We start from the raw sequence: 12,339 nt of genomic DNA, 5'->3' as shown, positions 1-12,339 counted from the left end.
GAGACAGGGATGGTCGCGCCCGCCTGCCCCACCACAGAAAAGGGCCCCGCAGGGCCCTGGTCTCACGGGGCGACCGGCAGTTACCGGTAACCCATCTCGCATAAGTCATGGTTGGCGCGGCAGTTGTCGGTAACCCATCTCGTACAAGGTGAAGGCATAGATATCCGCACTCTGCTCGATCAGCTTGGCCACAGGCGTGCCCGCCCCGTGCCCGGCATTGGTCTCGATGCGGATGAGCTGGGGATGGGGGCCTGCGTCGTCCGCCTGCAGGGTGGCGGCGAACTTGAAGGAGTGGGCCGGCACCACCCGATCGTCATGATCCGCCGTGGTCACCAGGGTCGAGGGGTAGCTGACCCCGGGCCTGACATTGTGCAGGGGCGAGTAGCCCTTCAGGTAGTCGAACATCGCCTCGTTGTCGGCGCTGGTGCCGTAGTCGTAGGCCCAGCCCGCCCCGGCGGTGAAGCTGTGGTAGCGCAGCATGTCGAGCACCCCTACCGCTGGCAGGGCGACCCGCACCAGATCAGGGCGCTGGGTCATCACCGCCCCCACCAGCAGACCGCCGTTGGAGCCACCGCGGATCGCCAGCCGGTCGGTGCGGGTGTAGCCCTCGGCCTTAAGGTACTCGGCCGCGGCGATGAAGTCGTCGAACACGTTCTGCTTGTTCATCCTGGTGCCAGCCAGGTGCCAGGCCTGGCCGTACTCGCCGCCGCCCCGCAGGTTGGCCACCGCATAGACACCCCCCAGATCCAGCCAGTTTGCCACCGATACGCTGAAGCTCGGGGTCAGGCTCACGTCGAAGCCGCCATAGCCGTAGAGGATGGTGGGGTTGCTGCCATCAAGCTTGAGCCCCTTGCGGTAGCTGATGATGAGCGGCACCCGGGTGCCGTCCTTGCTCCGGTAGAAGCGCTGCTCACAGACGTAATCCGCAGGTTTGAACGGCGCCGCCGAGGCGCGATAGAGGCTGATGGCCCCGCTCTTTGGCTCGAACTTATAGAGAGCCGGCGGCTGAGCGTAGTTCTCGAAGCCGAAGTAGAGGGCGGGATCATCCTGCTTGCCGCCAAAACCGCTGACGCTGCCAAGGCCCGGCAGCGCCACCTCGCGTACCCGCTTGCCTTCGTAGTCGAACTGCTCGACCCGGGCGGTGGCGTCCACCATGTACTCGGCAAACAGATAACCGCTGCCGCTGTGCACCCTCAGCACCTGCTGGCGCTCGGGGATGAGATCGCGCCAGTGCTCGGGGCCCGGGTTGTCGGCCTCCACCCTCACCAGCCGGCGGTTGGGGGCGTCCCGGTTGGTCAGCAAATAAAGCGCGCTGCCCTTGTTGTCCACCAGGCTCACGTCCGCCTCCAGATCCCCCTGCACCGTCAGCAGCGGCGCGTTCTCCTCGCTCAGATCCTTCACATAGAGGCGGTTGCCCGAGGTGGAGTTCGCCGCCGAGATGAGCAGGAAGCGATCATCCTCGGTGACGCTGGCCCCCACGTAGCGGTGCTGCTGGGCCGGGATGGCGCCGAACACCAGCCGGTCCTCCTGCTGCGCCGTGCCGAGCCGGTGGAAATAGAGCTTGTGCAGATCGGTCTTGGCCGACAGCTCGCTGCCGTCTGGCTTGTCGTAGCTCGAGTAGAAGAAGCCCTCGTTGCCGAGCCAGCTGATGCCGCTGAATTTCACGTCCTTGAGGGGCGCCTCCAGCGGCTCTTTGCTCTCCACGTCCATCAGGTGGATCTCGCGCCAGTCGCTGCCGGCCAGGGACAAGGAGTAGGCCAGCAGCTTGCCATCCCGGGAGAAGCTCAGCTGATCCAGCGCCGTGGTGCCATCGGGGCTGAGCAGGTTGGGATCGAGGAACACCTCCGCCGGCTTGCCCGGCAGCTGGCGCCACAGCACGTTCTGGTTCTGCAGGCCGTCGTTCTTGAAGAAGTAGTGGTAGCGCCCCTCGCGAAACGGCGCTCCCTCCTTGGCGTAGTTCCAGGACGAGGCCAGCCTCTCCCTGATGGCGACGCGATACGGGATCTGCGCCAGGTAATCCTGAGTTACCCGGTTCTGGGCCTTGACCCAGGCCTCGGTCTCGGGGCTGCGATCGTCCTCCAGCCAGCGATAGGGATCGGCCACGGCCTGGCCGAAGTAGTGATCCACCTGCTCGCTCTGGCGGGTGGCGGGGTAGTGAAGGCGCGCTTTCCCTGACATGGCATCCTCTTTGGTTGGCTGGCCGCTGCAGCCACTCAGCAGTGACAGGGCCAGCAGACTGACAATGGCTCGCATCGAGGCGGCTCCCTGCGGTTTGGGTGAAACGGGCAGGGTAACAAAGAGTGCCAGGTGGCCCAACCCCCCAGGGGGGCCCCTCGCCTGTGCAGCCAAAGCCTGCGCCCGCTCTGTGAGCCAGCTCCCCCTGCTGGCGCACCGTCTGTGCCATCCTGACAGGGAGAGCAATGAGAGGAGAACCCCATGTGGATCGAGGCGGAGCCCGTCTATGGCGCCCTGGTGTCACTGGCCATAGGGCTCATCATAGGACTGGAGCGGGGCTGGCAGGTGCGCCAGCTGGGGGACAACCAGCGCATCGCCGGGATGCGAACCTATGGTCTCATCGGCCTGCTCGGCGGCGTCTGCGCCCTGCTGCTGCCAACCCTGGGATCCTGGTTGGCCCTGCTCGGCCTGCTGGCTGTGGCGGCTGGCTGCGGCCTCTCGGTCTGGCTGGCCCAGCGCTGGCAGGGGGAATTTGGCCTCACCAGTTCGGTGGCCATGGTGCTCACCTACCTGCTGGGACTGATGTCTGTGCTGCAGAGCCCGAGCGAGGCGGTGGCCTGCGCCGTGCTGGCGGCGCTCTTGATGGGGCTCAAGGGCCAGATCCAGCAGGGCATGCTGTTTTTGAGCGAGACGGAATTTCACGCCACCCTGCGCTTCCTGCTCATCTCTCTGGTGCTGCTGCCGGTGCTCCCCGACGTCGAGATGGGCCCCCTCAACGCCTTCAACCCCTTCAAGATCTGGCTGATGGTGGTGGTGATCGCCGGCATCTCCTTCTCGGGCCACTTCGCGGTGCGCCTGCTCGGCACCCGCGCCGGCCTGGTGCTCACCAGCATGCTGGCGGGGCTCGCCTCCTCCACCGCCCTCACTCTGCAGTTTGCCCGCCTCAACAAGGAGCAGCCCGGGCTGGAGCGGCTGCTGGCCACCGGCATACTGCTGGCGGGCGCCACCATGTGGTTGCGACTGCTGGTGCTGGTGCTGCTCATTCACAACGAACTGGCCATGCGTCTGGCCCTCCCCCTGCTGCTGCTGGCGGCCATCGTCTACGGCTTCGCCTTCTGGTTCTGGCGCCAGCGCGAGGAAATGACCGACAACCCGGTGCAGCCCGAAACCCGCAATCCATTGGATCTCGCCACCGCCATCAAGTTCGGCCTGCTGCTGGCGCTGGTCTCCGGCATCACGGACGTGGACGCCATCACCTTGTCTCTCTCCCAGCTCTCCCACAAGGAGCTGGCCCTAGAGGTGGCGGCCCGGGCCATTCTGCTGGCCGGGCTGGTCAACTCCCTGGTGAAGGGGCTGCTGGCCCTGGTGATCGGCGGCCGCCGTCTGGGGCTGAGGGTGATGCTGCCCTACCTCCTCTCAGTTCTGCTGATCCTGCCCCTCCTCTGGGCGGGCTGACCTGGTCATCAGGGATCCCCTGACGCCGCCCTGCCCGTCACGTATACTGGCACCTCTTGGCACATGAGAGGAGGTGAGCATGGCAAGCGACTGGGACAAGGTACTGGCGGGAGGCGCCCTGAACAGCCAGAGCGAGGAGATAGCGAACGACCGCATTCGCGGCCAGGCCCTGCTGGCGAGACTCAACGCCACACCGGCGGGGGATCACCAGGGGCGCCAGAGCCTGTGCGCCGAGCTGTTCGGCTACTGCCCCGACTCCTGCTGGATAAGCTCCCCCTTCATCTGCGAATTTGGCCGCAACATCCATCTGGGGGAGAAGACCTTCTTCAACTTCAACGTCACCATACTGGACGTGGGCGAGGTGCACATCGGCAGCCATGTGCTGCTGGCCCCCAACGTGCAGATCTACACCGCCACCCACACCATGGACTATCTGGAGCGGCGCAACTGGACCGCCTACAACAAGCCGGTGCGCATCGGCGATGACTGCTGGATTGGCGGCGGCGCCATCATCTGTCCCGGCGTCACCATAGGGCCGCGCTCCATCATAGGCGCAGGCGCCGTGGTGACTCGGGACATACCGGCGGACTCACTGGCGGTGGGCAACCCGGCCCGGGTGATCCGCACATTAAGCCCGGACGAGCCCCGGGATCCGGCGCTGCTGTCATGATGGCCCTGGCCCTGCTGCCACTGATCGGTACCGCCTGGCTCGGCATTGAGGGGGCCAACTGGTGGCCGCTGGCCCTGGTCACCACCATGAGCCTGCTTACAGTGCTGGCCTACGCCCACGACAAGCGCCAGGCCATTCGCGGCGGCTGGCGCGTCCCGGAATCCCGCCTTCACCTGCTGGAGCTGCTCGGCGGCTGGCCCGGCGCCCTGGTGGCCCGCCACTGGCTGCGCCACAAGACCCAGAAGGGGAGCTACCGCCTGGTGTTCTGGTTTATCGTGCTGCTGCACCTCAGCCTGTGGGGGCTCTGGGTCAGCCGGCCGCTCTGGCAGGCCTGACCCCCTTTCCCTCGCACGGCAAACACCGAGAGGGCCCAACCATGGGGTTGGGCCCTCTCGTCATTGCGAATGCATCAACACCCGCCGACCGCCCGGGCCTCTCGGCCCTGGCAGGGTCGGCGCGGTTTCCGCGTTCACACCGCCAGCGCCGCCGACATCTCGGTCTTGATGTTGTCGGATTGGGTGCCGAAGATGGCCTGCAGGTTGTTGCCCATCACCAGCACGTCGATGGCGCCAAGGGCCTTGATGCGCGGAATATCCGCCAGCTTGATGTCGTGCAGGCTGACCCGCAGCCGGGTGATGCAGGCATCCAGATGAACTATGTTCGCCGCCCCGCCCATAGCCTCGACCAGATCCAGCGCCAACTCGTCTTGCTCCTTGATGTCCACCGCCTGCAGCGGCTGGCTCTCCCGCCCCGGGGTCTTGAGGTCGAACTTGCGGATGAGGAAGCTGAACAGGCTGAAATAGAGCAGCGCCCAGAGCGGCCCAATGATCAGGAACCACCAGGTGTTGTGGGTCTGGGGCAGGCTCAGGTAGAGGAAGAACTGCAAGGCGCCATGGGCGAAGTCGGTGCTGTGCACTATCCCCAAATAGTTGGTCAGCGCGAAGGCCACCCCGGTCAACAGGGTGTGGATCACATAGAGCATGGGAGCCACGAACAGGAAGGCGAACTCCACCGGCTCGGTGATCCCGGTCAACCAGGAGGTGAAGGCCGCAGACAGCATCAGCCCCCCCACCAGCTTGCGTTTCTCCGGGCTGGCGCAGCGATAGATCGCCAAAGCCGCGGCAGGCAGGGCCCACATGGAATACATGTATCCACCGGCCAGACCACCGGCACTGGGATCCCCCTTGAAGAAGCGCACCAGCTCCCCGGTCACCACCTCCCCGGTCTGGGGATTGGTCCAGCTGCCCAGCTCGTTGAAGAAGAAGGCATTCCAGATATGGTGCAGGCCGGTCGGGATCAGGGCGCGTTCCACCAGGCCATAGAGGCCGAAGGTGACCGACTTGTTCAAGGTGCCCAGGTAGGCGGTGAACTCGAAGATGGCGCTGCCCACCACGGGCCAGATGAAGCCGAGCATTACCCCGAGGAAGATGCCGCTAAAGCCGGTGATGATGGGCACGAAACGCTTGCCGGCGAAGAAGCCCAGGTATTCGGGCAACTTCAGGGTGTGGAAGCGATTGAAGAAGTAGGCCGCCAGGGATCCCATCAAGATGCTGCCGAGGATCCCCATGTTGAGGGTCGGAATGCTCAGCACCTCTGTGTTGGTCTCCAGGCCGCGCAACACTACCGTCTTGCCGAGGGCCGCATTCATGGTGATGAAGCCCACCACGGCGGCCAGGGCGGCGGTGCCGTCGTTGTTGCGGGCAAGGCCGATGGCGATGCCGATCAGAAACAGCAGCGGCATGTTGCCGAAGATCCAGTCCCCCGACACCATGAGCACGCTCCAGAAGGAGGGGGGCAGGAAGAGGTGCCCCTGGGCACCGAAGTTGCCTATCCCCAGCATCAGGCCGGCGGCAGGCAGGGTCGCCACGGGGAGCATCAGGCTGCGCCCGACCCGCTGCGCCTGGGAAAAAAATGATCCGGACATGTCTCAATTCCTCTTTGATGGTTGTCCAGAACAGGGTATAGGGTCGGCGCCAGTCATGAGTATCAATAGGCTATGGGATTGTAATCAAACGCTTACAAAAGGGATGCCTCATCCCTTGGAGGAGGCGCTGCGCGCCACGGCGCCGAGGCGTCGGATCACTCCCTCCCTGTCGAGATCGGGCTGATTGAAGAAGCGATAGAGCTCGCTCTCCACCGCCTTCTGGTAGAGGGGATGCAGGGCCATGGAGTCCGCCACGCTAGGCATCAGGTTGCCGGCGGCCTCCGCCCTGTCGTAGTCGATGCGCGACAGCTGGGCACAGGGATTGAAGTCAGTCAGGGAGAGATCCCGGCGCACCGGGATAGACCCCTTGGCGCGGTTGAAGGCGAGCTGGAAATCCGGGCTGGCCAGCGCCCTGGCAATCCCGAGATGGTCTTTGGGCAGGTTGGCGTTGAACATCACGAAGCTGTCCATGTTGTAGACATAGAGCCCCTGGGTGCCAGGGGCAGGCAGGCACTGCACCTGCTCGGGCACGGCCACGCCACGGGCCAGCAGATCCCCCAGCACCCAGTCCCCCATCAACTGGAAAGCTGCCCTGCCCTCGGCGAGATCGGCGGTGGCCTGATCCCAGCTCTGGCCGCTCAGGGTGGGCAGCACCAGCTCGCTCAGCTCGCGAAAGCGGTCCAGGATCTGACGACTGGTGTCGCTGCCGAGCGCCACCGGATCCAGCTCGACGAAGGCCTTCTGGTAATACTCCTTGCCCCCCATCCCCAGCGCCAGGCTCTCGAACAGCAGGGCCACCTGCCAGGGGTCGTTGCCGAGCGCCAGCGGTTTGATGCCCTTGGCCCTGAGGGCTCGCACCGCATCGAGAAAGCCGGGCCAGTCGGTGGGGGGATCCATGTCGAGGCGGGCCAGCAGGGCACGGTTGACCCACATCCAGTTGAGACGATGCACGTTGACCGGGATCCCCATGTAGTGCCCCCCTATCTTGTTGACCCTGGGGGCCACCCCCAACAGTTGCCGATCCCACTCCTGCTCACCCGCCACCTCGTCCTGGGGCTGGATGAAGCCGAGCATAGTCCAGGAGGCGATGGCCTGCCCCTCCAGCTGAGCCAGGGCCGGGGGATTGCCCGCGATGGCTCTGGCCTGCAGCACCTCCATGGCGCTGTTGCCCCCGCCGCCGAGGATGGCGGCATTCTTGAGCTCCACTCCGGCCCCTTGCAACTGGGTCGTCACCACGGCGAAGGCGGCCTGCTCCCCCGGGGAAGTCCACCAGTGCAACATCTCCACCTCGCCGGCCAGGGCGTCATGGAGCGGCAGGGCCAGCAACCAGGCCAGGGCGCGCAGGGAATCAGTCAAGGTTGAGCTCCAGTACCAGGGTCAGACCATGGGGTTGATGATTGTGAAGATGAATGTCGCCGCCGTGGATACGGGCGATGTGGCGGGCTATGGTGAGGCCGAGTCCGCTGCCGGGCAGGGCCTTGGTCGACGCGACTCGAAAGTAGGGATCAAATACCCGCTCCATCAGCGCCGGACTGATGCCCGGCCCCTGGTCGCTGAACGCGATCCTCACCTTGTCCCCCTGATGCGTCACTTGCACCCGCAGGCGCTCTCCGTACTTGATGCCGTTATCTATGATGTTTTGCAGACAGCGCTTGATGGCCAGCGGCTTGCCGACCAGCATCAGGCTGGGAGGCCCTTGCAGCGTCATCCTCAGCTCATCGTGGTTATGGAGCTCGCCGCAGCGGCGCAAGATCTGCATCAGATCCAGCGCCTCTATCTCCTCGTGAATGTGGGTCTCTTTCATGCACTGCAGGGCCCCCTTCACCATCAGTTCCATCTCGTCCAGGTGGGCGGCAAACTTGCTCTGCTCCACTGGGTCCGCCAGCATCTCGGTGCGCAGCTTGAGACAGGCCAGTGGGGTCTTGAGATCATGGGACATGGCGCTGAACAGCAGGTCCCGCTCGTGCAGATGGCTGCGGATGCGTCGCTGCATCTTGTTGAAGGCATGGATGGCAGCCCGGGTCTCGCTGCTCCCCTCCTCCTGCACCTCGGGCACCTCGCGCTTGCTGTCGAGCAGGGTGGCAGCCCGCGCCAGGTTGCGGATGGGCCTTATCTCCTTGCGCACCACCCACCAGGTGGCGATCAGGATGATCAGCGCCGACCCCAGCATGAAACCCAGCTGGCTCGGAGTAAAGAAACGGGGATCCAGGCTCTCGTAAGGGGCAGGCAGGGCCGCCGCCAGATAGAACCAGGCGCCGGGCGCGACGGCAATCTGGATCACTAGGATCGGCGGATTGAGCTCACCCAGGGCCAGGCTGTAGTGAGCCCAGTTCAGGGGCAGATCGTCGATGGGGATTTCTGTATTGAATACCCGCAGCTCGGCGCGACTGGTGAAGTCGACCCGGGTGGTCACCTCCCGCCCCAGCTCCTGTTGCAGCACCCGCTCCACCTCCCCCACCATCTGCGCCCGTCGGGACGAACCCGAGATGGGGGTCACCGGCAGCGGGTGGTTGTTGAGGGAGACGAAGAAGCGGGTGCCCCCCATGTTGCGCAGTTGCTCCAGCACCAGATGACGATAATCCTGGGGCAGCTTGCGAAAGAAGGCGATGGTGGAGGAGGCGCTCAGGGCCATGCTGCGCACAGTGCTGATCAAGCCCTGCTCCTGTGCCTGATTGCTGTGGCGATACCAGAAAAAACCGGCGCACAGTTCGGCCGCCAGTATGACGCACAGCAGAAACAGACTGGTACGACTGGCCAGGGAGCGGGGCCCCCAGCCCCGGTTAGGCCTCATAGACGGTCTCGGTCGCCAGCATGTAACCCTTGTTGCGCACCGTCATTATCAGGGTGCGATCCTTGTCATCCAGGGCCTGGCGCAGCCGGGAGACTTGCACGTCTATGCCCCGCTCGAAGGGGTCGCTCTCCCGCCCCCAGATCTCCTGGGAGATGAGATCCCGGCTGAGCAACTCGTTGGGGTGGCGAATGAAGAGGCCGAGCAGGGTGTAGTCTGCCCCCGACAACTGCCGTGGCGCCTCCCCCGCCCGGGAGAGCTGGCGGGTCACGCTGTCCAGGGTCCAGGGGCCGAAGCTGATGCGCCTGGCGGTCGCCGCCTGCTGGGTGAGACGACTGCGCCGCAGCAGTGCCTTGATCCGGGCCAGCAGCTCGCGGGGATTGAAACTCTTGGTGAGGTAATCATCCGCCCCTATCTCGAGCCCGGCGATGCGATCGGCATCCTCAGTCACGGCGGTCAGCATCATGATGGGCACGTTGGAGAGGCGGCGCAGCTGGGAACAGAGGGTGAAGCCGTCATCCCCCGGCAGCATCACGTCCAGGATCACCAGATCCGGCATGCCCTGGCGCACCTGCTGCCACATGGCCTCGCCATCGCAGGCGGTGCGTACCTCAAAGCCCGCACGACCCAGATACTCGGTGAGGGTATCGGTCAGCGCCTGGCTGTCATCGACGATGAGAATGACTTTACTGTCCATGGCATTATCAATCTGGCTACGAAGATCGGCCCTAAGTTACCAGCAGAGGCGCGCCAGGGTCGAGGCAATTGGCGGGCTTTTTGTAACCAGATGCTTACAAATCGCCGTCACCCCGACCGGTCACTGGGCAAGGTTCCCCCAGGGTGACAAAATGGCTCTACTCACCCCGACGGGGAGCAGATGACAGGGAGGCAATATGAGTCTGTGGACAGGCATAGTCCTGATCGTCTTTATCAGCGTGCTGTTCGGCTATCTTGGCAAACGCGCCCGCTACCAGCTGGGGGATGCCCGCATCACGGATCGCCTCGGCAAGCAGGATCTCATTATCAGGGAGTTGCAGGAGCGGGTTGCCAACCTGGAGGCCATAGTGCTGGAGCAGGAGAAGCGCCGCCCTTTCGACGAGCTATAGGGATGCCGCAGGGCAACTAGCAGGAGAGCTGTGCCCCGGGCACAGCCCCCTGACGAAAGCCAATGCAGCAGGGGCGGGAGCAGGAATAAAAGAAACGGCAACCAAGGTTGCCGTTTCTTTTATTCACTCGAACCCCGGACTCCGGGGCGGCTAGTCTGCTGCAGGCGGCATGGCCTCTTGCATGCTTCCTTGCATGGCATTGGCCAACGCCTCCCCGCCCCGCTCACGGGCCCCCTGGATGGCGCCCTCCCTGTCTTCTTTCTCCTTGTTCTGACTCAGCTTGAACTTGCCGACCAACTGATGGATCTCGATCTCTATGCCCACCACAGCCTGCACCATGGCCTCGATATAGTCTCTCGGTGCATCCGCCATCTTCCAGGGAGCGGGCTCGGCGGCCTCATGTACCCGCGTCAGGCCCGCCAGCAACCGGCGCACGAAGCGGGCATCGTCCCGCACCCGGATGCGGCCGTGGGCATGCACCACGGCATAGTTCCAGGTGGGCACCTGTTTGTGGTGCGCCTGCTTGCTCGGATACCAGCTGGGGGAGATATAGCCCTCGACGGCCCTGAAGATCACCAGCACCTCCTGCCCTTCCTTCACCTCCTGCCAGAGCGGATTGTTGCGCGCCACATGGGCCCGCAAGATCCCATGCTCCCCCTCATCGGCATCGAACTCGAACGGCAGGTGGTTTGCATCCAGCCCCTGCTCGCCCTGGGTGACCAGGGCCCCCAGGGGATGGGCACGCATCAGCCGATGCAAAGAGGCGGGATCTGTGGCGGCGAAATGGGGTGGCAGATACATGCAGGCTCCTTTATCCGTGGTGGTGTGTCCGTACTAAACCCGTCGAGATGATCCCATGGCGGGAAAGCATCATCTCGAGTTTGCCTTCCGAGCGCCACCGAAGAAAGCCTTGGCCGCCACCGGATATCCGCTGTCACCCGTTCAGGGCAAAGGGCTCCCTTTGGCCAGATAACCGATGCGATAGGCATCGGCCCCTGCCGGTATCGCCTGTGGGAGCGACGCCAGGAGATCCACCTCCAGCCACTGCCAGCGGGAGAGGTCCCATCCGCTCACCATGGCCCCGGTGCGCAGCTCGGCCAGGCTGGAATGGGGGGCAATGGGAGTGCGCCGCAAGATGGCCACCCTGGCATGCTCAAGATCCTCCACCTGCGGGGCTGACAGCAGCTGCCAAGTCTCGATATGGGGCCAGCCAAACTGCCTGGTGAGCGCCGCGAAGCCCTCGCTGACAATGAAGCTGCGCATCGCATCGGCGCTTTGCCACACATAGAAGGGGGCATAGCGATTCTCCCGGCATGGCAGTGCGGCCTCGTCATGGCGGCCATAGAGATAGGCCTTGAACAGCAGACCGGGGAAGCCGTCGAGTCTGGCGCCATTACTGGCAATCCGCGCCTCGATGAGCGCCATGTCGTAGTCAGCCGGCAGGGTGAATCTGTAGTGCATGGCGATCATAAGATCACCTCCTGCCGAAACATCAGACCCCGTCCGAAGCTCCACTCCTCGCAGCCGTTCAGCTGGATCACCACCATGAGGTTGTCGGGATGGATGCCCAAGTCCGCATGCAGGCGCTCGGCGAGCCGCTCATAGAGCCGCTGCTTGACCGCAGTGCTGCGGGGCTTTCCCGCCAGGATCTGGAACAGGATGAAGTCGCCATCCCGGCGGCCAGTCTGATAGTGGGGATGATAAACAAGCGCCTTGGCTGGCAAGGCCTCCAGGATCTGGAACTTGTCCTCCGGCGGCACATCAAACACCTCCACCAGGGTCTGGTGATAGAGATCGGAGAGCTGTTGCAGGCGCGCGTCACTCATCCCCTCGCGCACCGTGATACGGGTCAGCGGCATGGGTTGGCCTCCTCGCGGGCAGGCAGCAGGCTCACGGCGGTGACAGCGGCGGGCAAGCCGGCGTAGAAGGCGAGATGGGTGAACAGCTCCTCCAGCTGATCCCGTGTCAGGCCGTTTTGCTGGGCGAACGCTATGTGCCAGGGCAACTGTTGCACCCGGCCCAGCGACGCCAGTATGGCCAGGGTGATCAGACTGCGCTCGCGGGCTGACAGGGCGGGCCTCTGCCAGATATCGCCAAACAGCGTCTCTTGTGCCAACTGGGACAGTCTCGGCGCCACCAGCGCCAGGTCGTCACGATCAAGAACAGGGTGGGTCATGGCAATCTCCTTGGATGGTGAAGCCACTCTCTCCCACTGCTACAA

General features: G+C 64.4%; 13 protein-coding genes. 4 read left to right on the top strand and 9 right to left on the bottom strand.

Features of this window, described 5'->3' with window-relative positions; all coding sequences use genetic code 11:
* Positions 1-105: 105 nt before the first annotated feature.
* Positions 106-2,253, bottom strand: coding sequence for a prolyl oligopeptidase family protein (locus AB5Y91_RS19210; protein WP_368170554.1), 2,148 nt, complete (start codon positions 2,251-2,253; stop codon positions 106-108).
* Positions 2,254-2,436: 183 nt separating this feature from the next.
* On the opposite strand from AB5Y91_RS19210, the gene AB5Y91_RS19205 reads away from it, so the two are divergent.
* The 3 genes from AB5Y91_RS19205 (at position 2,437) to AB5Y91_RS19195 (ending at position 4,635) form a co-directional block, all read left to right on the top strand.
* Positions 2,437-3,630: an MgtC/SapB family protein gene (locus tag AB5Y91_RS19205; RefSeq protein WP_368170553.1), complete on the top strand. Its 1,194-nt coding sequence runs from the start codon at positions 2,437-2,439 to the stop codon at positions 3,628-3,630.
* Between the two features lie 79 nt (positions 3,631-3,709).
* The gene (locus tag AB5Y91_RS19200) at positions 3,710-4,300 is read left to right on the top strand and encodes a sugar O-acetyltransferase (RefSeq protein ID WP_368170552.1); all 591 of its coding nucleotides are present in this window, start codon (positions 3,710-3,712) and stop codon (positions 4,298-4,300) included.
* Positions 4,297-4,635: a DUF1294 domain-containing protein gene (locus AB5Y91_RS19195; protein ID WP_106885790.1), complete on the top strand. Its 339-nt coding sequence runs from the start codon at positions 4,297-4,299 to the stop codon at positions 4,633-4,635. Before AB5Y91_RS19200 ends, AB5Y91_RS19195 begins: the two co-directional genes overlap by 4 nt.
* A gap of 134 nt (positions 4,636-4,769) precedes the next feature.
* On the opposite strand, the gene ptsG is transcribed toward AB5Y91_RS19195, so the two are convergent.
* From ptsG to AB5Y91_RS19175, 4 genes are all read right to left on the bottom strand, one after another.
* On the bottom strand, positions 4,770-6,224 hold the full coding sequence (gene ptsG, locus AB5Y91_RS19190) for a glucose-specific PTS transporter subunit IIBC (RefSeq protein ID WP_368170551.1): 1,455 nt from the start codon (positions 6,222-6,224) through the stop codon (positions 4,770-4,772).
* 108 nt (positions 6,225-6,332) lie between these two features.
* Positions 6,333-7,580, bottom strand: a complete 1,248-nt coding sequence (locus tag AB5Y91_RS19185) for an ABC transporter substrate-binding protein (RefSeq protein WP_368170550.1) — start codon at positions 7,578-7,580, stop codon at positions 6,333-6,335.
* Entirely contained in the window at positions 7,573-9,015 is a 1,443-nt protein-coding gene (locus tag AB5Y91_RS19180; RefSeq protein WP_262111881.1) for a HAMP domain-containing sensor histidine kinase, read from the bottom strand. The genes AB5Y91_RS19185 and AB5Y91_RS19180 overlap by 8 nt, the downstream gene beginning before the upstream one ends.
* On the bottom strand, positions 9,005-9,709 hold the full coding sequence (locus tag AB5Y91_RS19175; protein WP_005891778.1) for a response regulator: 705 nt from the start codon (positions 9,707-9,709) through the stop codon (positions 9,005-9,007). The genes AB5Y91_RS19180 and AB5Y91_RS19175 overlap by 11 nt, the downstream gene beginning before the upstream one ends.
* Positions 9,710-9,905: 196 nt before the next feature.
* On the opposite strand from AB5Y91_RS19175, the gene AB5Y91_RS19170 reads away from it, so the two are divergent.
* Positions 9,906-10,118 carry a hypothetical protein gene (locus tag AB5Y91_RS19170; protein ID WP_025328300.1) on the top strand — a complete coding sequence of 71 codons (213 nt, stop codon included), beginning with the start codon at positions 9,906-9,908 and terminating at the stop codon, positions 10,116-10,118.
* 150 nt (positions 10,119-10,268) lie between these two features.
* Here AB5Y91_RS19170 and AB5Y91_RS19165 read toward each other — a convergent pair whose 3' ends face one another.
* From AB5Y91_RS19165 to AB5Y91_RS19150, 4 genes are all read right to left on the bottom strand, one after another.
* Complete coding sequence (locus AB5Y91_RS19165; RefSeq protein WP_368170549.1) at positions 10,269-10,919, bottom strand: FMN-binding negative transcriptional regulator; 651 nt, start codon at positions 10,917-10,919, stop codon at positions 10,269-10,271.
* Between the two features lie 141 nt (positions 10,920-11,060).
* The gene (locus AB5Y91_RS19160; RefSeq protein ID WP_368170548.1) at positions 11,061-11,588 is read right to left on the bottom strand and encodes a DUF4865 family protein; all 528 of its coding nucleotides are present in this window, start codon (positions 11,586-11,588) and stop codon (positions 11,061-11,063) included.
* On the bottom strand, positions 11,585-11,977 hold the full coding sequence (locus tag AB5Y91_RS19155) for a tautomerase family protein (protein WP_163147162.1): 393 nt from the start codon (positions 11,975-11,977) through the stop codon (positions 11,585-11,587). Before AB5Y91_RS19155 ends, AB5Y91_RS19160 begins: the two co-directional genes overlap by 4 nt.
* Positions 11,968-12,294 (bottom strand): carboxymuconolactone decarboxylase family protein, encoded by a 327-nt coding sequence (locus tag AB5Y91_RS19150; RefSeq protein WP_234676740.1) that lies wholly within the window; start codon positions 12,292-12,294, stop codon positions 11,968-11,970. Before AB5Y91_RS19150 ends, AB5Y91_RS19155 begins: the two co-directional genes overlap by 10 nt.
* Positions 12,295-12,339 lie beyond the last annotated feature (45 nt).

The organism is Aeromonas sp. R4-3 (genome assembly GCF_040908275.1).
Taxonomy (GTDB): Bacteria; Pseudomonadota; Gammaproteobacteria; order Enterobacterales; family Aeromonadaceae; genus Aeromonas; species Aeromonas rivipollensis.
This window is presented reverse-complemented; position numbering and strand designations above follow the sequence as displayed.